Source organism: Larkinella arboricola (assembly GCF_003259745.1).
Taxonomy (GTDB): Bacteria; Bacteroidota; Bacteroidia; order Cytophagales; family Spirosomataceae; genus Larkinella; species Larkinella arboricola.
This window is the reverse complement of record NZ_QLMC01000005.1, coordinates 388,797-413,160: the sequence shown is the minus strand read 5'-3', so window position 1 is coordinate 413,160 and position 24,364 is coordinate 388,797. Positions and strand designations below refer to the sequence as shown.

The following is a 24,364-nucleotide window of genomic DNA, read 5'->3' as shown; positions in this document are numbered from 1 at the left end:
CGCCAGAATTACCAGAAAACCGAATACCAGATTTCGATGCGCGACGGCACCAAACTCCATACCGCCGTGTATGTTCCGAAAGACGCATCGGCCAGCACCACCTACCCCATTCTGATGCAACGGACGTGTTACAGCGTAGCGCCGTACGGACCCGATCAGTATCCGAATCGGCTGAGGCCCTCGGCTACGCTGATGCGCGGTAAATACATTTTTGTTTACCAGGACGTACGGGGTCGGTACATGAGTGAGGGGGTCTGGACCAACATGACGCCCAACCTGCCCGATCCGGCGCGGGCGGCTTCTACCCAAGCGGCTTCTGCCAAAAAGAAAGCCAGACCCGCCACGGTATCCACGGCCGGTTCGCCGGATGAGAGTTCGGATACATACGACACGATCGACTGGTTATTGAAAAACGTGAAGTTCAACAACGGCCGGGTGGGTCAGTGGGGGATCTCCTACCCCGGTTTTTATACCGTTGCCGGTGCGGTCGATGCCCATCCGGCCCTGAAAGCATCGTCGCCCCAGGCGCCGGTGTCCGACTTCTTTTTCGACGATTTTCACCACAACGGGGCGTTTATTCAGGCTTATATCTTTGCGTATCCGGTATTTGGGATTCAACACCCGAAGCCCACCGCCGAAAGCTGGTTTATGCCGGCCATGTTCAACGCTGGCATCAAAGACGGTTATCAGTGGCAGTATGATCTGGGACCGCTGAAAAACGCTGACCGGTATTATAAAGACAACTTTTTCTGGCAGGAAACCGTCAACCATCCCAACTACGATGAGTTCTGGCAGAAACGGAACATTCTGCCCACCTCAAAAATGTCAAACATGCCGTAATGACCGTCGGCGGCTGGTTTGATGCCGAAGACTTGTACGGCCCGCTGAATGTGTATAAAACGCTGGAAAAGAACAATGCCGGAACGTATAACACGCTGGTAATGGGACCGTTCGGGCACGGTAGATGGTCGCAGGAAACGGGTCATACGCTGCACAGCAACATTTACTTCGGCGACAGCATCGCAACGTTTTACCAGAAGAATATTGAAGCCCGGTTTTTCAACCATTTCCTGAAAGGCCCCGGCGACGGAAAAACCGGCCTGCCGGAAGCCTACCTGTTCGATACGGGCCGGAAGGAATGGAAAACGTTTGACCAATGGCCCGCATCAGCCGCCCAGACACGGACGTTCAGCCTGAGCAACTCAGGGCAACTGACTCAACAGGCCGGTGACGGTCAGGGCTTTCTGGAATTCATCAGTGATCCGCTGAAACCGGTTCCCTATACGGAAGATCTTTCGACAACGGCGAGTTTTACGCCTTTCAACTACATGTCGGAAGACCAGCGGTTTGCCGGTAAACGGCCCGATGTGCTGGTGTTTCAGACCGATCCGCTCACCGAAGACCTGACGCTGGGGGGCGAGATTACGGCCAAACTCAAAGTCAGCACAACTGGCACCGACGCCGACTGGGTGGTAAAACTCATCGACGTGTACCCGCCCGATGAGCCAAATCATCCGTACATGCCCAACAAGAACATCTCGCTGGCCAACTACCAGCAGATGGTACGGTCGGAAGCGATGCGGGGGCGGTTTCGCAACTCGTTTGAGAAGCCCGAACCGTTTAAACCCGGGGACGTTACAGACGTTACGTTCCGGTTGCAGGATGTACTGCACACGTTCAAAAAAGGCCACCGCGTCATGATTCAGGTGCAGAGTACCTGGTTTCCGCTCATCGACCGCAATCCGCAGAAATACGTCGATAACATCTTCAAAGCCAACGCCGAAGATTTTCAGAAAGCCACCCACCGGGTTTACAACAACTCCGTCGTTGAGGTGCAGGTGTTAAAATAAAAAGATGTGGAACCGGTTTGTGGCTTACGGTTTACTCACAAACCGGTTTCCCTTCACGTAAAACCGATACGGCAAATCCGCTCCCTGTGTAATACCGATGCGCGTGGTCGTTACCATCTCAAAAGCGTCCAGGATGCGGGGGCGGATGTAAACGGGCGAAACGGCGGTCGGTCCGGTAAGCGAAAGAAAGTTGTGTTCGCGCGAAACGCCCATCGCAATCACCAGCTTGCCGGGTCCACTGGTTAGTCCGCGCAGGCCCGCTTTGGTAGTCGGGTCCAGGTTGCGTCGTTGGGCCATTACGTCGATGCCCTCGCTGGGTTCGAGTGCCCGGATCAGTACGGCCTCCCCTACTCCTTCCGGCCCGGTCACCACGTTCAGACAGTAATAGTAGCCATAAATCAGGTACACATACAGCGTTCCCGCCGGACCGAACATGGCCGCATTACGGACGGTTTGGCGCCGGTATGCGTGGCAGGCCGGATCGCCGGTCAGATAGGCTTCGGTTTCCACAATAATTCCGGCGGTGGTCCCATCCGGGCTTTCGTGGACGAGTTCGCAACCCAGCAGACGCTGGGCTAACGTAAGGGTGTCGTGTTCCTGGTAAAATTCAACGGGAAGTTTCATGGGTCCAATTTGGGCAAAAACTTAGTACCTTGCTATCTTTCTTTCATCAACCTATCAACATACCTATGAACAAGATACTGGTTGTTGGGATGGGGAAAGTCGGCTCGCTGGTCGGAATTCTGCTCAACAAACGCTTCACCGTAACGGGTTTTGATAAATTCAAGCCGTCCCGCGATCTCCCCTTCCCGGTCGTGCTGGGCGATGTAACCGACGAAGCCACGCTCCGGCTTGTTCTGGCCGACTTCGATGGCGTGGTGTCGTGTCTGCCCTATAATCTCAACCTGCCGATTGCCAAAACCGCCTGGGAACTGGGCCTTCATTATTTCGACCTGACCGAAGATGTTCCCACCACCACCGCCATCCGCACAATGGCCCAAACCGCCAGGTCCGTCATGGCTCCGCAATGTGGGCTGGCTCCCGGACTGATCGGGATTGTTGGGGCCGATCTGGCCAAACGCTTCACCCGACTCCGCGATATTGAGTTGCGCGTGGGCGCCCTGCCGCGCTATCCCAACGGTTTGCTCGGTTATTCGTTTACGTGGTCGCCCGCCGGGGTGATTAACGAGTACCTGAACGATTGCGAAGTGATTGCAAACGGTGTTTGTAAAACCGTTCCGGCCCTCGACGGGATTGAAGTCATCAACATTGAGGGGCAGGAATTTGAAGCCTTCAGTACCTCGGGCGGGCTGGGAACCATGTGCGAAACCTACGCCGGGCGGGTCGATACGCTCAATTACAAAACCATCCGCTATCCCGGTCACGCCAAACTGATGCGATTTTTGCTCTACGAGCTGATCCTGAAAGACAAGCGTGTGCTTCTGGAGCAAATTCTGACGGAAGCCAAACCACCCGTGCAGGCCGATGTGGTCTACGTCTACGCCGTGGTAGAAGGCTGGAAGGGGCCAGTGCTCGAACGGGAAGAATTTTTCCGGGCGTATCACCCGCGCGACATCGACGGTCAGCCCTGGCGAGCCATCTCCTGGACCACCGCCGGTTCGGTAGCCGCCGTGGTGGAACTGGTGGCCGACGGTTTGCTGCCGCAGCACGGCTTTATCAAGCAGGAGGAAATACCGCTGGGCCTATTCCTGGAAACGCAGAATGGGGCGTTCTTTAAAAATTAAACCCAATCCACGGTTTTAGCCGTGGACTGGGCCGCTCTTCTTTTCCGTCAGATCACATTCAGCGTCTGCTCCTTGATTTTTTCCAGTTCATCCTTCATCTGCACCACCAGCCGCTGAATAGAAGCATCGTTGGCTTTGGAACCGATGGTGTTGATTTCCCGGCCAATTTCCTGCGCGATGAAATTGAGTTTTTTACCGTTCGCTTCCTCAGCAGCCAGCACTTCCATGAAGTAGCTTAAATGGTTTTTGAGCCGGACTTTTTCTTCCGAAATATCGAACTTCTCAATATAGTAGATCAATTCCTGCTCAAACCGGTTCTGATCGAAATCGTCGCTGCCCAGCAGGTCGGCCACCATAGTCCGAATCCGTTCGCGAACGGCGGGAATACGCTTCTGGTCCTGCACTTCAATCAGGGTCAGCCGATCGGTAATGATCTGAATGTATTCGCGAAACTTGCCCTCCAGACTGTTTCCTTCCTGCTGCCGGAATTCGTCGCATTTCCGGATGGCTTCCAGCACGGTCAGCAGAATCAGTTCCCAGTCGCTGGTTGCGGTATCCGAAGCGGCCACCACTTCGGAGTTAAACACGTTGGGTTGTTGCAGGGCCAGCCTGAACAGATCGCTATCCGCCACATCCAGCAAAAGCCCCTGCGAGGTTTCGCGCAGGTCCCGAAGGTAGGCTTCCACCAGCGGACGGTTGACGGTTACACCGGGGCGCACCTCCGTCAGCCGGGTTACGTTCAGTGACAGTTCCACCTTACCGCGCTCGAGTCGCTGGGTAAGCAGATTCCGTAATTCAACTTCTTTATCGGAAAAAGACCGCGGAAGGCGGCAGTAAATATCCAGAAATTTGGAATTCAGCGTTTTGACCTCAACCGTTACCGTCAGTCCGTTGGCTTCCTGCGTGGCGCTGCCGAAGCCCGTCATTGATTTTAGCATAGTATATTAAGCAGACTGCTCACTTATTTTTCCACTGATTGTTTTCTTACTCAGGGCATTCTCTTCGATTTCAGCCATTTCTTTCCGGTAACGCGACACATCACAGGCCAGGTAAATGGCCTGAAGCATGGAGGTTTCGTCGGCCTGATTTTTTCCGGCAATGTCGTAGGCCGTACCGTGATCGGGTGACGTACGGACAACCGGCATTCCGGCCGTGAAGTTGACGCCCTCGTCGAACGCGATGGTCTTGAACGGAATCAGCCCCTGATCGTGGTACATCGCCAGCACGGCATCAAATTTCTGGTACGACCGGGTTCCGAAAAAGCCGTCGGCCGCAAACGGCCCGTAAATCAACTGCCCTTTGTTGCGTAACTCCTGAATCAGCGGTTTGAGCACTTCCTGTTCTTCATTCCCCAGCAAGCCCTCCTCACCCGCGTGCGGATTCAGGCCCAGCACCGCAATACGCGGTTTCTGAATTCCGAAATCGCCCTGCAGCGACTGGTGCATGAGTTGCAGTTTCTGCAGAACCTTCTCTTTGGTGATGTTCGACCGAACGCGCCCCAGCGGAATGTGGCCCGTTACCACTCCAACCCGCAGCACGTCGCTCACCAGAAACATCAGGTTGTCCTTTACGCCAAAGGCTTCGGCGAAATATTCGGTATGACCCGGAAATTTGAAGGTTTCAGTTTGAATGTTGTACTTGTTGATGGGAGCCGTTACGATGGCATCCAGGTGACCCGCTTTGAGGTCTTCTGTAGCCCGCTGCAAACACGCCAGCGCAGCCTGTCCGGCTTCGGGCGTCACTTTTCCCGGCTGCACTTCCTGATTCTGCCGGTCCTGACCGCCCTGTTCGCTCCAGCAGGTGATGACGTTCGTTAGTTTAGGATTGGCCTGTCCTACGTGCTGAATCCCGTTCAGGTTCCAGTCTTTCAACGACAATCCGCTTTGTTGCAGGATATTCCGGTACCGGTTCAGGACCTTCATCGATCCGTAGATAACGGGCGTACAAAGTTTTTGCAAACGGTTGTGTTGCAGGGCTTTCAGAATTACTTCCGGGCCAATACCGTTATAATCGCCGAGGGTGATACCGATGACGGGACGACGGACCTGAGGTTCCGGATGGCGTTCGTTATTTTTTTCCGATTGGCGCGGTTCCATTTAAGTTAGTAGTTTCGCCGTTGGTTTCCATGAACAGAAGTCAAAAAGATGGCTTCAAAAGCGAAAAAGCCGTTTTTAGCGTTCATCACTTCCTGTTCATGATTGATTTTCTTTGCAAGTTACAAAAAGCATACGGATGTCCCAGAATCGCCCCATAATCCTGATTGCCGACGAGATGCACCCTTCGTTGTTTTCGATGCTCGAGCAGGCCGGATTTACCTATCAATATGAACCCAAAATCTCCCGAATTGCGCTCCTTGAGCAGATTTCTGGCTACGAGGGCCTGATTATCCGCAGCAAAACAGCCGTTGATGCCGAGGTGCTGGAAGCAGCCAGCCAGTTGCGGTTTATTGGCCGGGCGGGTGCCGGACTGGACCTCATCGATCTCGAAACGGCCCAGCGCCGGGGTATCCGGGTTTTCCATGCGGGCGAAGGCAACCGCGATGCCGTTGCCGAACATACCGTGGGAATGCTGCTGGGTTTGCTGGCCAACATTGCCAAAGGCGACCGGGAAGTGCGCCGGGGCATTTGGGACCGTGAGGGCAACCGGGGCTACGAACTTGGCAGCCTGACGGTGGGCATCGTCGGTTTCGGAAACAACGGCCGGGCCACCGCCCGTCGGCTCAGCGGCTTTGGCTGCCGGGTGTTGTGCTACGACAAATACCTGACCCATTACGGCGGTGCGTACGCTCAGGAGGCTAAACTGGAGCAGATTATGGAAGAAGCCGATGTACTGAGCCTGCACCTCCCGCTGACGCCGGAAACCCGGCTGATGGTTGATGATACATTTATTGAACGGTTCGAAAAACCGTTTTATCTGGTCAACATTGCCCGGGGAGAAATTGTGTCGCTGCCCGCGCTGGTGCGCGGGCTGGAAAGCGGCAAGGTGCGCGGGGCCTGTCTGGATGTGCTCGAAAATGAGAAAATTGCCAAACTGACGCCCGAGCAACAAACGGCTTTTGACTACCTGCGGAACTCGGACAAGGTCCTGCTGACGCCCCATGTTGCGGGCTGGACCCACGAAAGCTACGTCCGGATCAACGAAGTGCTGGTCAATCAACTGAAAGAAGTGCTATGAAGTTTCTCCTTTTCCTGCTCTTACCGGCTTTGGCAATGGCTCAAAAACTGCCGCACCACTTGAAGGGGTATCTGCAAAAAATTCCCGATACCGTTCAGGTAAGCGTGGCCGTTGAAGAACTGGAAGGAAAAACGCAATTCTACCACCGGGCCGATGAACGTCCTCCCGCAGCCAGCGTGATCAAAGTACCGATCATGGTTGAAACGATGGAGCAGGTGAAAACCGGGCAGTTTGATCTGGAGAAAATTCATATCCTGCAAGACGCCGAAAAAACCGGTGGTTCGGGTATATTGAAAACGTATCCCGACCAGAGCCGACTGACCAACCGCGAGGTACTGACGCTGATGATGACCCACAGCGACAACACCGCCACCAACATCCTGATCCGCGAACTGGGCATGGATAATATCAACCAGCGGATGCGGTCGCTGGGACTGACGCGAAGCCAGTTAAACCGCGTTATGCTGGATACGATGGCGGTGAAACAGGGGCGCGAAAACCGGGTAACGGCCCGCGAAATGAACGCGTTGCTCCGGAAAATTTACCGCAAGGAAGTGGCCACGCCAGCCCTCTGCGATCAGATGATCGAGATTCTGAAAGGCAACCGCGACCAGAAAACGTTCCGGATGTTTCTGCCCCCGTCGGCGGTTATTGCCCACAAAACCGGCGAACTGACGTACGTGCGGGGCGATGTCGGGATTTTTTACGTTCGGAAACCGTTCCTGCTGTCGGTTTTTGTGCAGGGAACCACCACCGAAGACGCCGAGCGAATCATTGGCGAAATTGCTCAAATCTGTTATAACCAGTTTCAGTAATTTAGTAAAATGGAAACCTTCGCCGACCGCGCCATCCCGTATTACCTCAACCTGACCGACCCCACGAACCTGCCGCCCGGCGTCGGTGTGCTGAATCCGTTTCGCCAGCCGGAAGTAGCCCAAATCTGCCGGGAATTTTACGGCAAGTTTTTCAGCGACACCACCCCACGGGTATATGTACTGGGCATCAATCCCGGGCGGTTTGGGGCCGGGGTAACGGGCATTTCATTTACGACGCCCCAGAATCTGAAACGGTATTGCGGTATTGATAACAACCTGCCGCCTACGCCGGAGCTTTCGAGCCGGTTTATCTACCAGATTGTCGAAGCCTTTGGCGGTGCTGAAGCTTTTTACGGACGGTTTTTCCTTAGCTCACTCTATCCGCTGGCGTTAGTCAAAGAGGGTAAGAATTATAATTTTTACGACGATAAAGCCACTACGGCCACGCTCTGGCCGGATATTATTGCGTCGGTTCGGCAGCAGATTGCGTTTGGCTGCAACCGGAACGTGGTGGTTTGCCTGGGGCGGAAAAACGAAGCGTTTCTGCAAAAACTCAATCAGCAGCACGGCTTTTTCGGCAAGATTGTCACCCTCGATCACCCGCGCTACATCCTGCAATACCGCAGCCGGGACCTCGATTCGTACGTGGATAAGTATGTAACGACGCTGGCCGACTGCGTTTCCCTGTAACGCAAAAAGCGTCCACCGAGTTGCCGGTGGACGCTTTTTGGTAATTTATCTTATATTTTTTTCATTTCAATAATCGTCTTATCCGCTTTGCCATCGTCGTTCATATCTTCTCCCGGCATTGATAACGTCATAGTGTTGCCACTGATAGTCATATCGTAAACTTCAGGTGTACCACCACTGGTAATTGTCATTTTGTTTCCATCTACTTTCCAGGTTGATTTATCTTCAATTGGATTATAGTCGTCGGCATCTTCTGACTGACAGTTTGGCGATGAAGTTCCCGTAACCGTTCCATTTCCATTAAAGATGATCTTGGAATCAGTCAGACAGGCAATCAACGCATCGGCTTCCGTTCCGAATAGAGCTTTCATCATTACAAAATAATCCCTGGTTTTCGTGCCATTGGGCAATTCAATATCTACATCAGTTTTCATACCCGAAATTTTCCAGCTTCCTTCAACGGCATTCGGTTTTACATCGGGTTCGCCGTTGCCGTCTTTGTCTTTGCTACAGCTGGCAAACCACAGCGGCAGGGCCAGTAACATCACCAACGTCCAGCCATAACGGAAATTCACACGGTTCAAGAGTACTGTTGTTTTTTTCATTGTTGTTTTAAGTTGAATTGTTAAAAAAATTGGTTTGTGGTCTAAAATTGGACAAAATTGGTGCGGTCAGCCAATGCCTTTCTTATGAAATGCGTATCTTTATGTTTAAACAGCAACATCTGCCGTATGAAGTGTTTCTCTGCATTCCATACCGGTCTGCCAGTCAGACCAGCTGTATCGCTTTCCGTTCCGTCGTAAGGTTACGGATACCGCCTATACGGCAAAATAAATCTCCTATACTTAAAAAATAATCTTCTGTGTAACTCTGCAAAACCGTGTCATCCCGATATTTAATTTTGACCCATCGCGTCATCTCAAAATCAGGAGCCGTCAGGCGGTTACACTCTACTTAACTTTATGCTGGTAACAACTACTTCCAACATCGAAGGCAAACGAATTGCGAAATACCTGGGCCTTGCCAACGGTGAAGCCATTATTGGTTCCAACCTCATCAAAGATTTCTTTGCAACCGTGCGCGATGTCGTCGGTGGCCGGTCAGCGGCTTATGAACAGGCTCTGCGCGAAGCGAAAAGCATTGCCATGAAAGAAATGATTGAACAGGCGCAACGACTGGGTGCCAATGCCGTGATTGGCGTCGATCTGGATTACCAAACCATCGGAGGCAATGGTGGCCTGCTTATGGTTAGCGCCAACGGCACGGCGGTAATCGTGGATTAACCGTTCGTCGGACAGGAAGCGTTTTCGGGACGCTTCCTGCGTTCGCTTGCTTATCGTCTGCCGAGCGGTATGACGTAGCCAACCGAGACGGTGGCAACCTGATTGCTGATGTATTCAGCCGGTTGCGGATCGGCGTTGGTGCCCAGGCTGTAGATATACCGTCCTTCGATTGTCAATCGGCCCGGACCCGCCGGAATTGCGATGCCCAAACCACCGGTTACACCATATTCCAGCCGGGCATCGTCTTTGGTTAACTTCTGCTTTTCATCGTAAAGGGTTTCTCCGTCGGCTACCACTTTAAGCCTGGCGTCCAGGCCGTAAGCCGCATACGGCCCAGCATTGACGAATACCCGGGTTTTCCGTCCAAACGATAGTTTGAGCAAAAGCGGAATTTCGACAGCATTGGTTGATAAGAGAAAAGAAACCTTCTGGCCTTCCGCTTCGCCCGAAAACTTCACCGACCGACGTGTGTACAAAATTTCGGGTTGAATCGAGAAAACGTTGCCAAGGCCGTAGTTGATCACCAGACCACCCGTAAACCCGGGTGCCACGGTCTGTTCACCCCCGCTTCCGCTCAGATCGTCCGGTACAAACTCGTTCATCCAGGTATTGACGCCCCCCCGAATCCCGACCGACAAACCTTTGCCCGAGTACTGGCTTTCAGTCTTGATCCTGGCGGGTTTTTCCGGTTTTACTTTTGCCACTTTTTCGGCTTTGGGTGCTTTTTCCTTTTCCGGCTTCTCAGCTTTTCCTTTCTTCGACCGTTTGGTGGTTTCCTTTCCGGCTACTTCCGTCTGCGGCTTCGTTTCGGCAACGGTTTGCTGAGCCAGCACGGGTTCGGTTTCGGCGGCTGTGGTGGTGGAAGTTACGGCCGTGGTGGTTGCTTTTGGCGCGGTGGCGACGGCGGGTTGGGCTACCGGTTTTTTAGCAACGGTTTTGGGCTTGTAGGCCGTGGTCGTTTTTTTCGGTGTAGTGGCCACCGGCTTCTTTTGGGCGGTAGCGGTTGATTTGGGTTTGGCAGCCGTGGCCGTGGTTTTGGGCTTCGTTGTCTGAGCCTCTGCCCACAGGCCGACGGCGACCAGACAGACGGTCAATAAGGACGCTTTCATTTTAGTGATTAAGTAGAGTGTATTTGTTGTGTTACTGTTGGCACAAAATTATATCGCTTTGGCAGGCCCGGTTAGAGAAAAACTACGTGATTTTCATTTTGCGTAGTTTCCCTGTAGCATTTTACGACACAAAAAAAGGCAGCCCTCCGTAAGAGAGCTGCCTTTTTTTAGTGATGAATTATGAGTGAAGAGTTAAGAGTTGCACTAACGTAACGCGTCAGCCAACTCATAACTCTTCACTCATAATTCTTAACTCTTTAAAACCGGTCTTCGTCGTCATCGTCGTCGTCTCCGCCGAACGAGCTGCCGGGGCTGAACATACTGCCCAACAGGTCTTTGAATTGCTGGCCGGTATCCAGCGCCTTCTTGCCAACAAGTGAGTATTCGGCCAGGCCGTGCAGGGCAAACTCCATCATAAAGAGCTTTTCCTGCCGACTCAGACGCGAATGCAGTGAATCGACTACATCGTCTAATCCGTCGATGGCCCGCAGGCGGTTTTCGTAGTCGCGGGTAGGCATATCATTCAGAAACTCCATGATATTGCCGTCGCCGAACCAGTCGGTTATTTTCTTGTAGGGATTGCCGCCCTTCTGTTTTTTGGCTTTTTCCGGATTCGGGAAATAATTCAGAAACTGCGTCCGGATGGCTTTCCCAATCAGGTTCTGGGCCACAATTACCGGGCCTTCCACTTCACCTTCGTATACCAGTTCTACTTTGCCGCAGATGGCCGGAACCACGCCATACAAATCCGTAATCCGGACGTAGGTTTCCTTCTCGCCATTGAGCAGCGCCCGGCGTTCGGCTGCCGACAACAGGTTCTCGTAAGCCGCAATGGTCAACCGCGCCGACACCCCGCTCTTGGCATCAACATACTCACTTTCACGGGCTTCCAGCGCAATCTGCTCAATCAGATCGGTAATCAGGTCATTGGTTTTGACCATGCCTTTCTGCTCGGTTTTGACAATGGCTTCCTGCATGGTAATCTTCTTACCCACTTCCAGCGACTTCGGATAGTGCGTCACAATCTGGCTGTCAATCCGGTCTTTCAGCGGTGTTACGATGCTGCCCCGATTCGTATAATCTTCGGGGTTGGCGGTAAACACAAACTGAAGATCGAGCGGTAACCGCAGTTTGAAACCGCGAATCTGAATATCGCCTTCCTGCAAAATATTGAACAGCGATACCTGAATCCGGGCCTGCAAATCGGGCAATTCGTTGATTACGAAAATGCCGCGGTGTGAGCGCGGAATCAACCCGAAGTGAATGGTGCGTTCGTCCGAATACGGTAATTTCAGCGTCGCGGCCTTGATCGGATCAACATCGCCAATGAGGTCGGCCACCGAAACGTCGGGTGTAGCCAGTTTTTCAGTATACCGGTCGCTGCGGTGCATCCAGGCAATCGGGGCTGCGTCGCCTTTCTCGGCAATCACATCGTGGGCGTAGCGGGAAAGCGGCTGCAACGGATCGTCGTTTAGTTCTGAGCCTTCCAGCACCGGAATGTATTCGTCGAGCAGATTAATCATCAACCGGGCAATCCGGGTTTTGGCCTGTCCCCGCAACCCGAGCAGGTTGATGTGGTGCATCGACAGAATGGCCCGCTCTACCTCCGGTATCACGGTATCTTCGTAGCCCCAGATGCCCGGGAAGACAACCTCTTTCTCCTTAATTTTTTCAATTAAGTTATCGCGAAGTTCCTGCTTGATGGATTTTGGTTTGTAACCGGCGGCTTTCAGTTCGCCGAGGGTTTTTATTTTTAATAACTCTTTACTCTTCAAAGATGAATAGCTCATGAAATCGTTGTGTAACGTCGAAATAGTGGCTTTTTGAATTAACGGGGATTCGCCGGAATTAGTTTTTCGGGCGGTCGCCCTTCCTCATTTGATGTTCTTGCGTCGGTTCCGCTGGAAATCTTCAAACATCATATTACCCAGCCCCTGCAAACTGCTGTAGTAGGCCCGGCCGTTGTTTACTTTAGTAAATTCGTGCACAAACTGCTTCAGGTACGGATCTGACGCGATCATAAAGGTCGTAATCGGAATATCAAGCCGACGGCATTGAGCGGCCAGCGTCAGGGTTTTCGAAACAATCTTGCGGTCAAGCCCGAAGCTGTTTTTGTAATACTTGATACCCTCTTTCAGACACGTCGGCTTGCCATCGGTGATCATGAAAATCTGCTTGTTCTTGTTTTTGCGCCGACGCAGCAGATCCATTGCCAGTTCGAGTCCGGCCACGGTATTGGTGTGGTACGGCCCCACCTCCAGGTACGGCAAATCCTTTACCTGAATCTGCCAGGCGTCGTTGCCAAACACAATAATGTCGAGGGTGTCTTTCGGGTACTTCTGTTTGATGAGTTCCACCAACGCCATGCCCACTTTTTTGGCGGGCGTAATCCGGTCTTCGCCGTAGAGAATCATCGAGTGGCTAACGTCGATCATCAGCACGGTCGAGGTCTGGGTTTTCTGTTCTTTTTCAACCACCTCCAGGTCGCGCTCCATCAACCGAAACTCGTCTACCCCGCTGTTGATCTGGGCATTACGAATGGATTCGGTCATGGAAATCTGTTCGAGCGTATCGCCAAACTGAAAATCGCGCAGGTCGCTGCTCAGTTCATCGCCCACGCCGGAATACGGTGTGTGGTGATTGCCGCCGGATTTCGAGCGTTTCAGCTTCCCGAAAATTTCCTCCAGCGCCGACCGCCGGATGGACTGCTCGCTTTTGGCCGTCATTGCCAGCGTGCCTTCTTCGTTCTGCTCGGTCAGGTAGCCTTTTTCTTTCATTTCCTCGACAAAGTTGCCAATACCGTATTTGTCGTCGGTCAGGCCATAGCGCCGGTCGAGGTCGTTCAGGTAAGCCAGTGCCTGCTCTACATTGCCGGAAGTCATCAGCAGCAACTGCTGAAAAATGTTGAGCAACTGGTCGAATTTACTGCCTTCTTTTTTTTCAGGCGGAATATAATTAGAGAATTGGAAGCCTTTCATGGATACGGTCGTTAGTCAGCAGTATTAGTGAGAGAACAGTGTGTTACACGGATTTGTTCGTTTAGTGAAAGTACGAATTTTCCGGCATTTCTGCCACACGTGACCCGCTGCCCCCTGGCCTACGGCTTGAGACAAAAATCCGGACGGTGTCCAGCGGTTTTCGTCCGCTCAGGCATTTTTCCTGCCCAATGACTCGCTTTTGGTTTCGATTTCTTTGCAACACACAAGCTGCTTTTTCTCTATATTTGCGCTCCTTTTCTTCATCACCATTCGAAAGCCAGGTTGTCGGTCAGTTGGACCCACAATCCATCATTCTATAATTTCCCACTGTATGAACGTCCTGAAATTTGGCGGAACGTCGGTAAAGTCCGTTGAGAATATTAAGAAGGTCATTGCCATCATCTTAAATCACCGCCAGAACGGCGATGCGCTCGGTGCAGTTGTCTTGTCGGCCATGAGTGGCGTCACCAATCAGTTGATTGAAATTGGCCGGATGGCGGCTACCAGCAATCCGGATTACCTGGAGCTGATTCGGGGTATTGAAGACCGGCACTTCAACGTCATTAAAGGATTGATTCCGATTAAGGAGCAGAGCAAGGTATTTGCAACCGTCCGCGGTACCGTCAACGAACTGGAAGACTTGCTGCGGGGTGTGTCGCTGATCCGCGAATTGTCCGACCGTACGCTCGATCTGGTAATGAGTTTCGGCGAGCGCCTTTCCTGTCTGGTCATCAGCGAATGCCTGAAAAGCAAAGGCGTTCCGGCCCGGTATTGCGACGCCCGCCAGTTGATCCGCACCGACTCCCAGTTCAGCATGGCGGAAGTGGACGAAACAACGACCCATCAATTAATTAAAGACTACTTCTCGACCATCGGGGCCGATCTGCCCATTGTGACCGGTTTTATCGGTTCAACGGCTCAGAACGAAACCACCACGCTCGGACGCGGGGGCTCCGACTATACGGCTTCCATTCTGGGAGCGGCCCTGAACGCCGATTTCATCGACATCTGGACCGACGTAGACGGTATGATGACCGCCGACCCGCGCAAGGTGCCGAACGCGTTCAATATTCCGACCATCACCTACGCCGAAGCGATGGAACTGAGTCACTTCGGAGCTAAAGTCATTTACCCGCCCACGCTACAGCCGGCTTTTGCCAGGAACATTCCGATCCGGATTCTGAATACGTTCAACGCCGGCCACGAAGGAACGGTAATCAGCCGCACCGCCGACCGGCGCGATTTCACCATCACGGGGATTTCGTCGATCGACGACATTGTGCTGGTCAACATCCAGGGCAGCGGGATGATTGGGGTGGCCGGGGTGTCGGCCAAGCTGTTCAGTACGCTGGCGCATTACAAAATCAGCGTCATTCTGATCTCGCAGGCTTCGTCGGAACACTCCATCTGTTTCGCCATCGAACCGCGCAACGCCGACCGCGTCCGCGAAATTCTGGAAGCTGAGTTTGCGACCGAAATCACGCACGGTCATATCGACAACATCAGCATCGAACGCGACCTGTCGATCATCGCAACCGTGGGCGAAGGCATGAAGAAAAGCTCCGGGATTGCCGGAAAGCTCTTTTCGGTATTGGGTAAAAACGGGGTCAACATTATTGCCATCGCGCAGGGTTCGTCGGAAATCAACATTTCGGTGGTGATCAACAAGAACAACCTCTCGAAAGCGCTCAACGCGATGCACAACGTCTTTTTCCAGTCCGAAGCCCGCATTCTGAACCTCTATCTGGTGGGCGCGGGTCTTATTGGCCGGACGTTGCTGCAACAGATTCAGGCGCAGTACGAATACCTGCGAACCGAAAAATCGCTGCGAATCTGTCTGGTTGGGGTTTCGAACACCAAAAAAATGCTGCTCGATCCGAAAGGCATCGACCTCACCAACTGGCAGGAGCGTCTTTCCAACGAAGGTGTTACCACCTCCCTCCCCGCCTTTGTAGACAAGCTGAAGGATTATAACCTGCCCAACAGCGTTTTCATCGACTGCACGGCCGACAAGGATATTCCCCTGTTTTACGAACCGCTGCTGAACGCCAACGTGTCGATTGTCACGCCCAACAAGGTGGCCAATTCGGGTTCCTACGCCGAATACAAGCGCCTGCAACGGGCAACGGTCCGGCGGGGCGTCAAGTTTTTGTACGAAACCAACGTGGGCGCGGGACTCCCCATTATCAATACATTGCAGGGTCTGATGACCTCCGGCGACCGGTTTCTGAAAATTGAAGCCATCCTGTCCGGAACGCTGTCCTACATTTTCAACACGTTCAAACCCGGTGTTTCGTTTGCCGACGTGGTGCGGGAAGCCAAAGCTAAAGGCTTTACCGAACCCGATCCGCGCGAAGACCTGAGTGGTATGGATGTGGCCCGGAAAATACTGATTCTGGCCCGCGAAGCCGGTTTTGAACTCGAACCGTCGGATGTAACCATCAACAACCTGCTGCCCGAAAGCTGCATTGCGGCCCCCAGCATTCCGGCCTTTTTCGAGGAGCTGGAGCGCAATAACGCTTATTTTGAAAATCTGTTGCAGGAAGCCGAAAGCCGTCACGAAAAACTGCGGTACGTGGCCACGTTTGAGAATGGCAAGGTGACCATTGAACTGCGGTCGGTTGGGTTCGAGCATCCGTTTTATTCGCTATCGGGAGCCGACAACATCATTTCCTTTACAACCGAACGGTATAAAGAGCGCCCGCTGGTGATCAAAGGTCCCGGTGCGGGTGCGGAAGTAACCGCAACGGGCGTATTTGCCGACGTGGTCAGCATCGGTAGTTATCTGGCGTGAACCAAACCGCCCAACGAATTTGTATCTTTGCTAAAAGAACGTTATTGCAACTGGCAATAATTTAAAGCCGTGGATTCTATAAAAGTATTTGCCCCCGCCACCGTGGCCAACGTTGCCTGCGGTTTTGACATATTTGGTTTTGCCGTCGATAATCCCGGTGACGAAATTATAATCCGTAAAAGCAATCAGCCGGGCGTCCGGATTAACGCCATCCTGGGCGACGAAGGCCGTTTGCCCAAGCAGACCGAACGGAATACCGCCGGGATTGCCGTTCAGACGTACCTGAAACACATTGAATCCGATCAGGGACTGGACATTACTCTGCACAAAAAAATGCCGTTGGGCAGCGGGCTGGGCTCCAGTGCCGCCAGCGCCGTGGCCGGGGTATTTGCCGTCAACGAGTTGCTGGGTCGTCCGCTCAAGCAGCTTGATCTGCTTCCGTTTGCGATGGAAGGCGAACGGCTGGCCTGCGGCTCGGCCCACGCCGATAACGTAGCCCCTTCCCTGATGGGTGGCTTCGTGGTAATCCGCAGCTACAACCCGCTGGATATCATCACCATTAACACGCCCGCCCAACTTTACGCGACAATTGTTCACCCGGAAATTGAAGTAAACACCAAAGACGCCCGGCACATCCTGAAAAATGAGGTGTCGATGAAAAATACCATCATCCAGATGGGCAACGTGGCGGGCCTGATCGCCGGTCTGATGAAACCGGATTACGACCTGATCGGCCGTTCGATGGTTGATGTGATTATCGAACCGATCCGCGCCATTCTCATTCCCGAATTCAACGAAGTAAAACAGGCGGCCCTCGACGCGGGTGCCCTCGGATGCAGCATTTCCGGCTCCGGTCCGTCCATGTTTGCCCTCAGCCGCGACCAGGACACGGCCCAACGGGTGGGTAGCAGCATGCAGGCGGCTTTTCAGTCCGTTGGCATCGGCAGTGAAGTGTACGTGTCGGGCATCAATCAGGAAGGTCCCCGAATTATTGGGTAAATCGAAAAAATGGAATTATATTTGCTTATACAAATAATGAGAATTCAGGTTGTTTGTGTAAGCATAGCCTTTCCGGATTTTAAAATGCGGAGAAAGCCAGTGGCTTAAAAGGAAATCTATTTTTACCCAGCGCCCGAAGTGCTCAATCGAACTGTGACCATCTTTTCAATGAGCCATGACCAGAGCGCTACTTCTCTATTTTCTCTGTCCACTTTTTACGCTGGGTCAGCCCGTCGTTGAAACCCGCCCAACGCGTTTTTTTGCGGAGTTGGGTGGGTTTTACACGCCGGGCCAACCAACGCCCTTCTGGATGCGCACCAATCAATACGGTATTGTTCCCAATACGCTGCCGTACGCCAGTCTACGGGCGGGTATCCAGCAGGACTACCGGTTTTATCCGCTATCAGATACGCCCACAAACAAACGAAAAGACCGGTTTGGAATCGGTTACGGTTTTGAAATGGCCTACAATTTGGATGCTCAAGCAAAGAAATCAGTACTACTACCAGAAGCTTATGTAAAAGTCCGGGCCGGTGTTTTCGACATTGTAGCCGGGCGTCGGCGCGAGATCGTTGGGCTGGTCGATTCCACCCTCAGTTCGGGGTCGTATAGCTGGTCGGGCAATGCGCTTCCCATGCCCAAAGTGCAAATTAGCTTACCTGATTATACACCGATTGGATTCACGAAGGGCCTGCTGGCCTTCCGGGGAACCTTTGCTCACGGCTGGTTTGGTAATCACAACCGGAAAGTTACCCATTCGTACCTGCACCAGAAATCGCTGTATGCGCGGCTGGGGAAACCCAACTGGCCCGTTAAGTTCTACGCCGGATTTAACCATCAGGCCCAGTGGGGCGGTATGACCGATCAGTTACCAGAGTCGCTGGTGAAAGACGGACGGTTTCCCGCCCGCCTTCAGGATTATCTGTTTGTGTTAACGGGCAATAGCCTAGGCCGACTGATTGAACTCGACACCACGCGTTACAGCCGTTTTGACCGCGAAAACCGCATCGGCAATCACCTGGGAAGCATTGACGTAGGGGTAGAATACAGTTCTAAGAGCGTTTCGTTTCTGCTGTACCACCAGAGTGTTTACGAAGACGGTTCGTTGTATTACCTGACCAACATTGAAGACGGTCTGACGGGTTTGCGGTTCCGGAATCTGAACCCGGCCCCTTCCGGCCTGCGGATCACCGGGGCTGTCCTTGAATTTTTATACACCAAAAGCCAGGGCGGGGGTGTTTTCGACGATCACTATAAATTTCGGGGGCGCGACAATTATTTTAACCACGCCCAGTATCGGGACGGCTGGTCGTATTTCGGGCGGACCATCGGTACTCCGTTCATCACACCCGTTACCGACACCCGACCGGAGTTATCGCAATACGGTTTTTTCAGCAACAACCGGGTACGGGCCTATCACACCGGCATTCAGGGAAAGTTTGCCACCAACTGCGGCTTCCAGTTTAAGTTCTCCTACAGCCAAAACTACGGAACCTACGACGCTCCTTTTTCGGAAACCGCCCGGCAGTTCTCGTCCTACATGATGCTCGAATTGCCCCTCAACCAACACGGTTTACGGATCAACTTCTCGGCGGCCGCCGATCAGGGCGACCTGCTCCAGAACAGCAGCGCCGTCTACGCCGGAATCCGCAAAACGTGGGACTACAATAAATACCGGATTTGCAAATAGCGGACGACAAACGGGACTAATCTTCCGGGAACGGAATAAAAATAAACCCGGCGAAATCGCCGTCGATGACGAACAGGCAGCAGAATTCGTCGGGGTTTTTATAATTTTCCTTAAACAACTCCACCGACTCCTCCCCGACCAACCGGCGCTGCACAAACTCATCCAGCAGCGACGCCCGGTACATCCAGGTGTTACCGGCCAGTTCGTTCGGGCCGAGCAGCAGCTGGCCCATCTCCGTCGGTCGGCGGGAAGCAATAAAAATGGGGTTTTCCGAAAAACCGCGCTTCCGAATCTGATACGAAGCTTCGCGCAGGGCGTCGGCTACTTTAATAAAATCCGACGAAACCGCGCTCATCAGTTTCCGGTTGATCTCCGGCGAATTCGCGTCGTCGAGAAGGGTATTTTCGTTACTATGATGAATCATGGTCCTGACAGTTTATGGAACACGGATTTCCGGCTACAGATATCCCAACCAGAAAACAATAAACCGTTCAACTAAATTCGTGCGGCCAGCAGGAGACTCAGGTCCTTGTAGCGCATATTGAATTTTTTAGCAATGTAGGCGTTGGTTAACAAACCGTTATGGCTATAAACGCCCTTCATGAACCAGCGGTTTGCAAACATCATTTCCTCAATACCGCCGAGGGTTCCTGTCTTTAACAGAAACGGCAGAAAAATGTTACTGAGCGCCAGACTGGCCGTGTGGGCTACCCGCGACGGAATGTTCGGAACGCAGTAATGAATGACATCGTGCAGCTTGTAGGTGGGTTCCTTATGGGTTGTCATTCGGGACGTCTCAATATTACCGCCCTGATCGATTGAAACGTCGATAATCACCGCGTCGAGCTTCATGTGCGATACCATTTCCTGCGTCACCACCACCGGACTCAGCCCGTCTTCGGCCCGCATGGCGCCAATCACCACATCGGCCCGCTGAATGGCTTCGGAAAGGGTATCCGTCTCGATAATAGACGTGTAAATATGCTGGCCGATGGCGTATTTCAGCCGTTGCAGCTTGTAGATATGCTTGTCGAAAACCTTGATTTCGGCCCCCAGCCCCAGTGCGGTCCGGGCGGCATATTCGGCCACCGTTCCCGCGCCCAGAATCACGACTTTGGTCGGCGGAACGCCCGTAATACCGCCCAGAATGACTCCCCGACCGTTGTTGGCACTGCTCAGGTACTCGCCCGCAATAAGCATGACGGTGCTGCCGGCAATCTCACTCATGGCCCGGATGACCGGCATACCGCCCACCTTATCCTCAATGTATTCGTACCCGAGCGCGGTGATTTTTTTGCCGTTCAGCCGTTCAAAGTATTTGCGGTCGTGGTTGGGCAGATTAACAGCCGAAATCAGCGTGCTGCCGGGTTTGATATACTCAAACTCCTGCTCAACCAGCGGCTCAACTTTCAGAATCAGATTCGCGTCGTAGACTTCCTTGGCCGACGGAGCAACCAATGCCCCGGCTTCGCTGTAATCATTATCCGAAAATTTTGCGCCGGCCCCGGCCCCTTTTTCGACCAGCACCTCGTGGCCGTTCCGGACCAGAATGGCGACGGCTTCCGGCGTGAGTGCAATCCGGTTTTCCTGAAGGGATACCTCTTTGGGCAACCCGATCATCAGGCTACCTTTATGCTTTTTAACAGCGGCAGGGGCTTCCTGCGGATAAAGTGCCGTTTGCTTTGCTAGTTCTTCAAACCCTGTCACTATAAACGGGATTTATGACTGACGAACTGCGAATGACGAACTTTTTCAAACCCGGCTCAGCCGGTTCCAAAGTTTTTGAATAATTCGTCCTCCTTAATCCGTACGTTGTGTGTCTAATAGGTTTCTAGTACTCGTTCTTCGTTTTCCACCCGCAAATGAATCGTCCAGGCGTCGGGCGGCAGCAGGCCAGCAATCCGTTCCGGCCACTCAATCAGGCAGCGCGCTCCCGAATCAATGTATTCTTCCAAACCACTGTCCAGGGCTTCTTCTTCGTCCCGGAGCCGGTAACAATCAAAATGATAAACGGATTCACCAGACTCGGTAATATACTCATTTACAATCGAAAACGTCGGACTCTGAACGGTATTAACCACCCCCAACCGCCGACAGATCGCCTTGATCAGTGTGGTCTTCCCCGCCCCCATTTGGCCCTCGAACAACCAGACGGAATACAAACGTCCGGCATCGATCAATTGCCCGGCAACGGCATCTAACTCGTCAATTCCCCGAAAGCGTCGTGTCATTGCGCAATATAATTCACTTCCAAAGATAGCATTTTTCTTGGTCTCCGACAGATTATGGCCTATTGTTGACCTTCTGGGCAAAAATAGCCATCTTCGGCCCGCAACTTTGTTTCCTACTATCCCATGTCTCGTACCATTCAGGTTGGAATAATCGGATTCGGACTGTCGGGCCGGTATTTCCACGCGCCTTTTCTGACGGTCAATCCCCATTTTAAAATCACGAAAGTGGTTGAACGGCACCGCAACGAAGCGGAAGCCTTCGACCCGACGATTCAAACCGTGCGCAGCCACGAAGCGTTACTGGCCGATCCGGCGATTGACCTCATCATTGTCAGTTCGCCCAACGACACCCATTTTGCCTACGCCAAAGCCGCACTGGAAGCCGGAAAACACGTACTGATCGAAAAACCGTTTGCCAACACCTCGGCTCAGGCCCGCGAACTGCTGGAACTCGCCCGGCAGAAAGGGCTGGTAGCGATTCCGTACCAGAACCGACGCTACGACGCCGATTTTCTGACCATTCAGCAACTTCTGCGGGAAGATCAGCTGGGTGATATTGTGGAGTACGAATGCCGGTATGACCGGTTCCGCCCGGATGTAGCCAATAGCTGGAAGGAGCAGGACACCGACGGCGGAGGTAATCTTTACAATTTAGGTTCGCACCTGATCGACCAGGCCGTAGCCCTGTTTGGTCTACCCGAATCGGTTTCGGGCGATGTCCGGATTATTCGGAAAGGCGGTGTGCTGGACGATTATTTCGATGTACGGCTGTTCTACCCGGACAAGCGCGTGATTCTGAAATCGTCCATGCTGACCATTGACAGCAGCCTGCGCTACATCATCCACGGTACGAAAGGCTCATTCATCAAATACGGTCTGGACATTCAGGAAGAAACCCAGCGCAAAAACATTCTGCCCAATACGCCGGACTGGGGGGCCGAACCCGAAAGCCAGTACGGTATGCTGACCACGCCGGAAGGCCGTTTTACCTTCCCGAGCCAGCCGGGCAATTACCATCATTTTTACGATAACCTGTACCGGGCCATCGTCGGTGAAAAACCGCAGGAAGTCACGCCTGAGCAGGCGATTGCCGTTATCCGGATCATTGAACTGGCCAACGAAAGCAGCCAGTCGAAAAAAGTACTGGAGTTTCGATAGAGACAAAAGAGAAAAGACAAGAGCGTAAAGACTTCCGAAGATTTCTTTGCGCTCTTGTCTTTCTTCTCTTGTCTTTCTTCTCAACCGTTAATAGCCCGGATTCTGAACCAGCGTCGGCTTGCCATCCAGGTAACTGTTGTTGATTTCATCGACCGGCAGCGGGAAGTATTCGTGCTTGCCCTTCGTGAACGCGGCTCCATTCAGATAGGCCCGTTTTTTCGATTCAACGGAGAGATATTGAGAGATGGTTTCAGCGGCAATTCCCCAGCGAACCAGATCAAAAAACCGGTGGCCTTCCATCGCAAATTCCAGCCGCTCCTCGTGCCGGACGGCTTTCCAGGCTTCGGCCTTGCTGGCAAAAGCCGGAGAACCCGCCGGGTATTCATTCACCAGGTAGTTGGCCGCAGGTTTTCCGTCTACCATCGAAACCGGCATACTGGTTTGGGCCCGTTTCCGGATCATGTTCACGTATTCACGCGCTTTATCGAGGCTCCCAACTTCCGTTTCGACTTCGGCCAGCCACAGCAGTACGTGCGCATACCGGATCATCCGGTAATTGTTGGCCACCCGGCGTTTATTGGTCGAGTGGGTATTGGTGCCTTCTTCGCTTTTGAAATACATCCATTTTTTGCCGGTATACGGTCCGGCGTAGACCTGATCCCGCACCCAGGTCACGCCCGGCATAGGGCCCCAATCGAGAAACGGTATGCCCCGGCGTCCGACGGTATGATCCAGCCGGGGGTCAACCGGCGTCTGCATATCCGGCGTATACGGATCGGTAATTTTTAGTCCCTGGTCGCTTTTCAGGTCCGTGTCATTGAACGTATTCAGCAGCGGCAGGCCGTTGGCATCGGTCTTGAAGGCATTCACCAGATTGAGCGACGGCTGGTAAAAACCGCAGCATCCCCCGCCCGGTGCGCCCGAAAAGTACGGCCAGTTCAGCGTTTCTCCGGCGTTCCCGTTGTTGCCGTTGGTGCCATCATTCACCGAAAACTGCACTTCAAAAATGGATTCGGCGTTGTTGTTGGTGGCGGCCCGGAAATTATCCAGGTAATCGACCAGCCGGTATTTGCCGCTGTTTACAATGCCCTCAAGCAACGGTTTGGCTTCGGCATATTTGCGTTGGAACAGATACGTTTTGGCCAGAAAAGCCATGGCCGCAAATTTCGTGGCCCGGCCCTTCTGCACCTGGGTCTCGGGCAGATTTTCTACTGCAAACTTGAAGTCATCCGCGATGTTCGGCCAGATATCCTTGTTGTTGGGCACTTTGGTCGAGTTAGGATCGGTAGCCTTATAGATTTTATCGTCAATATACGGCACCATATTCCACATTTTTTTGGCCTCGAAGTGGTAATGCCCCCGCAGGAACCGGGCCTGCGCAATCACCAGCGTTTTTTCGGCGTCGGTCATGTCACTGGCCAGCGCAACGGTCTGAATCACTTCGTTGCAGCGCGAAATCGCGTCGTACACGTGCCGCCATTTTCCGCGCATGTGAACAAAACCCGGCTGCACTTCATACCGCTCAATTCCGGTAATTTCGGGCTGGTCACTGGCATCGGTTCCTTTGTAGGCATCGTCAGACGCCACACCACCGTAGACCCAGTTGGAAACCGCTGCGTGCCAGTCGGTTGTTCCGGAGCCGATACCGTCGAGCAAGGAATAGGCCCCGATCAGCAGCGCATTAACGCCGTTTTTATTGGAAAGTTGTTGCAGCGAAGCCACACCCTGTGGCCGTACGTCCAGAAATGACTCGCTGCACGACGTAACCAGTCCGGCCGTCAGCAGTGAGGTAAGCATGAATATCTTTTTCATTGGAAAAATTCGTGAATGAGTGATTCAATAGTTTGG

Annotated in this window: 20 protein-coding genes and 1 pseudogene; 10 read left to right on the top strand and 11 right to left on the bottom strand. The window is 53.0% G+C overall.

The annotated features are described in order from the left end of the window. Positions 1–36: 36 nt before the first annotated feature. Positions 37–1,850: pseudogene (locus LX87_RS20925) on the top strand (CocE/NonD family hydrolase). A 24-nt stretch (positions 1,851–1,874) separates the two neighbouring features. Here LX87_RS20925 and LX87_RS20920 read toward each other — a convergent pair. After that, on the bottom strand, positions 1,875–2,474 hold the full coding sequence (locus LX87_RS20920; protein WP_111630220.1) for a DNA-3-methyladenine glycosylase: 600 nt from the start codon (positions 2,472–2,474) through the stop codon (positions 1,875–1,877). A gap of 65 nt (positions 2,475–2,539) precedes the next feature. Between LX87_RS20920 and LX87_RS20915 the strand changes: the two genes are divergently transcribed. Then, the gene (locus LX87_RS20915) at positions 2,540–3,595 is read left to right on the top strand and encodes a saccharopine dehydrogenase C-terminal domain-containing protein (protein ID WP_111630219.1); all 1,056 of its coding nucleotides are present in this window, start codon (positions 2,540–2,542) and stop codon (positions 3,593–3,595) included. Positions 3,596–3,642: 47 nt separating this feature from the next. On the opposite strand, the gene LX87_RS20910 is transcribed toward LX87_RS20915, so the two are convergent. After that, positions 3,643–4,533, bottom strand: a complete 891-nt coding sequence (locus LX87_RS20910) for a YicC/YloC family endoribonuclease (protein WP_111630218.1) — start codon at positions 4,531–4,533, stop codon at positions 3,643–3,645. 6 nt (positions 4,534–4,539) lie between these two features. Beyond that, entirely contained in the window at positions 4,540–5,691 is a 1,152-nt protein-coding gene (gene pdxA / locus LX87_RS20905; RefSeq protein WP_111630217.1) for a 4-hydroxythreonine-4-phosphate dehydrogenase PdxA, read from the bottom strand. 136 nt (positions 5,692–5,827) lie between these two features. On the opposite strand from pdxA, the gene LX87_RS20900 reads away from it, so the two are divergent. Genes LX87_RS20900 through LX87_RS20890 form a run of 3 tightly spaced genes read left to right on the top strand, consistent with a single transcriptional unit; the run spans position 5,828 to position 8,274 of the window. Next, entirely contained in the window at positions 5,828–6,769 is a 942-nt protein-coding gene (locus tag LX87_RS20900) for a 2-hydroxyacid dehydrogenase (RefSeq protein WP_111630216.1), read from the top strand. Then, the gene (locus tag LX87_RS20895; protein WP_111630215.1) at positions 6,766–7,584 is read left to right on the top strand and encodes a serine hydrolase; all 819 of its coding nucleotides are present in this window, start codon (positions 6,766–6,768) and stop codon (positions 7,582–7,584) included. Before LX87_RS20900 ends, LX87_RS20895 begins: the two co-directional genes overlap by 4 nt. Before the next feature lie 9 nt (positions 7,585–7,593). Next, positions 7,594–8,274: a uracil-DNA glycosylase family protein gene (locus tag LX87_RS20890; protein ID WP_111630214.1), complete on the top strand. Its 681-nt coding sequence runs from the start codon at positions 7,594–7,596 to the stop codon at positions 8,272–8,274. A gap of 50 nt (positions 8,275–8,324) precedes the next feature. On the opposite strand, the gene LX87_RS20885 is transcribed toward LX87_RS20890, so the two are convergent. Continuing rightward, entirely contained in the window at positions 8,325–8,879 is a 555-nt protein-coding gene (locus LX87_RS20885; RefSeq protein ID WP_111630213.1) for a lipocalin-like domain-containing protein, read from the bottom strand. A 357-nt stretch (positions 8,880–9,236) separates the two neighbouring features. Here LX87_RS20885 and LX87_RS20880 point away from each other — a divergent pair, with 357 nt between their 5' ends. Further along, positions 9,237–9,557 carry a heavy metal-binding domain-containing protein gene (locus LX87_RS20880; protein WP_111630212.1) on the top strand — a complete coding sequence of 107 codons (321 nt, stop codon included), beginning with the start codon at positions 9,237–9,239 and terminating at the stop codon, positions 9,555–9,557. Positions 9,558–9,607: 50 nt separating this feature from the next. Here the strand turns inward: LX87_RS20880 and LX87_RS20875 are convergent, their stop codons facing one another. The 3 genes from LX87_RS20875 to LX87_RS20865 form a co-directional block, all read right to left on the bottom strand. Beyond that, positions 9,608–10,666 (bottom strand): porin family protein, encoded by a 1,059-nt coding sequence (locus LX87_RS20875; protein ID WP_111630211.1) that lies wholly within the window; start codon positions 10,664–10,666, stop codon positions 9,608–9,610. A 257-nt stretch (positions 10,667–10,923) separates the two neighbouring features. Next, entirely contained in the window at positions 10,924–12,456 is a 1,533-nt protein-coding gene (locus LX87_RS20870; protein WP_111630210.1) for a magnesium chelatase ATPase subunit I, read from the bottom strand. An 84-nt stretch (positions 12,457–12,540) separates the two neighbouring features. After that, positions 12,541–13,644 (bottom strand): vWA domain-containing protein, encoded by a 1,104-nt coding sequence (locus LX87_RS20865; RefSeq protein ID WP_111630209.1) that lies wholly within the window; start codon positions 13,642–13,644, stop codon positions 12,541–12,543. A gap of 331 nt (positions 13,645–13,975) precedes the next feature. Between LX87_RS20865 and thrA the strand changes: the two genes are divergently transcribed. The 3 genes from thrA (at position 13,976) to LX87_RS20850 (ending at position 19,127) form a co-directional block, all read left to right on the top strand. Beyond that, positions 13,976–16,438, top strand: a complete 2,463-nt coding sequence (thrA, locus tag LX87_RS20860; protein WP_111630208.1) for a bifunctional aspartate kinase/homoserine dehydrogenase I — start codon at positions 13,976–13,978, stop codon at positions 16,436–16,438. Positions 16,439–16,507: 69 nt separating this feature from the next. After that, on the top strand, positions 16,508–17,437 hold the full coding sequence (locus LX87_RS20855; RefSeq protein WP_111630207.1) for a homoserine kinase: 930 nt from the start codon (positions 16,508–16,510) through the stop codon (positions 17,435–17,437). A 175-nt stretch (positions 17,438–17,612) separates the two neighbouring features. Then, on the top strand, positions 17,613–19,127 hold the full coding sequence (locus LX87_RS20850) for a capsule assembly Wzi family protein (protein ID WP_111630206.1): 1,515 nt from the start codon (positions 17,613–17,615) through the stop codon (positions 19,125–19,127). Positions 19,128–19,143: 16 nt separating this feature from the next. Here the strand turns inward: LX87_RS20850 and LX87_RS20845 are convergent, their stop codons facing one another. The 3 genes from LX87_RS20845 to tsaE all read right to left on the bottom strand — a co-directional run bounded on the left by LX87_RS20845 (position 19,144) and on the right by tsaE (position 21,358). After that, a complete protein-coding gene (locus tag LX87_RS20845) occupies positions 19,144–19,551 on the bottom strand; it encodes a hypothetical protein (RefSeq protein WP_111630205.1) in 408 nt (135 codons plus the stop codon). Positions 19,552–19,622: 71 nt separating this feature from the next. Beyond that, positions 19,623–20,834, bottom strand: a complete 1,212-nt coding sequence (locus LX87_RS20840) for an alanine dehydrogenase (protein WP_111630204.1) — start codon at positions 20,832–20,834, stop codon at positions 19,623–19,625. Positions 20,835–20,947: 113 nt separating this feature from the next. Next, entirely contained in the window at positions 20,948–21,358 is a 411-nt protein-coding gene (gene tsaE, locus LX87_RS20835) for a tRNA (adenosine(37)-N6)-threonylcarbamoyltransferase complex ATPase subunit type 1 TsaE (protein ID WP_111630203.1), read from the bottom strand. Between the two features lie 123 nt (positions 21,359–21,481). Between tsaE and LX87_RS20830 the strand changes: the two genes are divergently transcribed. Beyond that, on the top strand, positions 21,482–22,516 hold the full coding sequence (locus LX87_RS20830; RefSeq protein WP_111630202.1) for an oxidoreductase: 1,035 nt from the start codon (positions 21,482–21,484) through the stop codon (positions 22,514–22,516). 87 nt (positions 22,517–22,603) lie between these two features. Here LX87_RS20830 and LX87_RS20825 read toward each other — a convergent pair whose 3' ends face one another. Further along, positions 22,604–24,328, bottom strand: a complete 1,725-nt coding sequence (locus LX87_RS20825; protein WP_111630201.1) for a RagB/SusD family nutrient uptake outer membrane protein — start codon at positions 24,326–24,328, stop codon at positions 22,604–22,606. Between the last annotated feature and the right edge of the window lie 36 nt (positions 24,329–24,364).

Excerpts from the sequence above, each read along its gene's own strand:
- LX87_RS20885 (WP_111630213.1), bottom strand. The coding sequence starts at position 8,879 with ATGAAAAAAACAACAGTACTCTTGAACCGTGTGAATTTCCGTTATGGC.
- LX87_RS20895 (WP_111630215.1), top strand. The coding sequence starts at position 6,766 with ATGAAGTTTCTCCTTTTCCTGCTCTTACCGGCTTTGGCAATGGCTCAA.
- LX87_RS20900 (WP_111630216.1), top strand. The coding sequence starts at position 5,828 with ATGTCCCAGAATCGCCCCATAATCCTGATTGCCGACGAGATGCACCCT.
- pdxA (WP_111630217.1), bottom strand. The coding sequence starts at position 5,691 with ATGGAACCGCGCCAATCGGAAAAAAATAACGAACGCCATCCGGAACCT.
- LX87_RS20865 (WP_111630209.1), bottom strand. The coding sequence starts at position 13,644 with ATGAAAGGCTTCCAATTCTCTAATTATATTCCGCCTGAAAAAAAAGAA.
- LX87_RS20910 (WP_111630218.1), bottom strand. The coding sequence starts at position 4,533 with ATGCTAAAATCAATGACGGGCTTCGGCAGCGCCACGCAGGAAGCCAAC.
- LX87_RS20825 (WP_111630201.1), bottom strand. The coding sequence starts at position 24,328 with ATGAAAAAGATATTCATGCTTACCTCACTGCTGACGGCCGGACTGGTT.
- thrA (WP_111630208.1), top strand. The coding sequence starts at position 13,976 with ATGAACGTCCTGAAATTTGGCGGAACGTCGGTAAAGTCCGTTGAGAAT.
- LX87_RS20870 (WP_111630210.1), bottom strand. The coding sequence starts at position 12,456 with ATGAGCTATTCATCTTTGAAGAGTAAAGAGTTATTAAAAATAAAAACC.
- LX87_RS20920 (WP_111630220.1), bottom strand. The coding sequence starts at position 2,474 with ATGAAACTTCCCGTTGAATTTTACCAGGAACACGACACCCTTACGTTA.
- LX87_RS20880 (WP_111630212.1), top strand. The coding sequence starts at position 9,237 with ATGCTGGTAACAACTACTTCCAACATCGAAGGCAAACGAATTGCGAAA.
- LX87_RS20850 (WP_111630206.1), top strand. The coding sequence starts at position 17,613 with ATGACCAGAGCGCTACTTCTCTATTTTCTCTGTCCACTTTTTACGCTG.
- LX87_RS20830 (WP_111630202.1), top strand. The coding sequence starts at position 21,482 with ATGTCTCGTACCATTCAGGTTGGAATAATCGGATTCGGACTGTCGGGC.
- LX87_RS20915 (WP_111630219.1), top strand. The coding sequence starts at position 2,540 with ATGAACAAGATACTGGTTGTTGGGATGGGGAAAGTCGGCTCGCTGGTC.
- LX87_RS20845 (WP_111630205.1), bottom strand. The coding sequence starts at position 19,551 with ATGATTCATCATAGTAACGAAAATACCCTTCTCGACGACGCGAATTCG.
- LX87_RS20890 (WP_111630214.1), top strand. The coding sequence starts at position 7,594 with ATGGAAACCTTCGCCGACCGCGCCATCCCGTATTACCTCAACCTGACC.
- LX87_RS20875 (WP_111630211.1), bottom strand. The coding sequence starts at position 10,666 with ATGAAAGCGTCCTTATTGACCGTCTGTCTGGTCGCCGTCGGCCTGTGG.
- tsaE (WP_111630203.1), bottom strand. The coding sequence starts at position 21,358 with ATGACACGACGCTTTCGGGGAATTGACGAGTTAGATGCCGTTGCCGGG.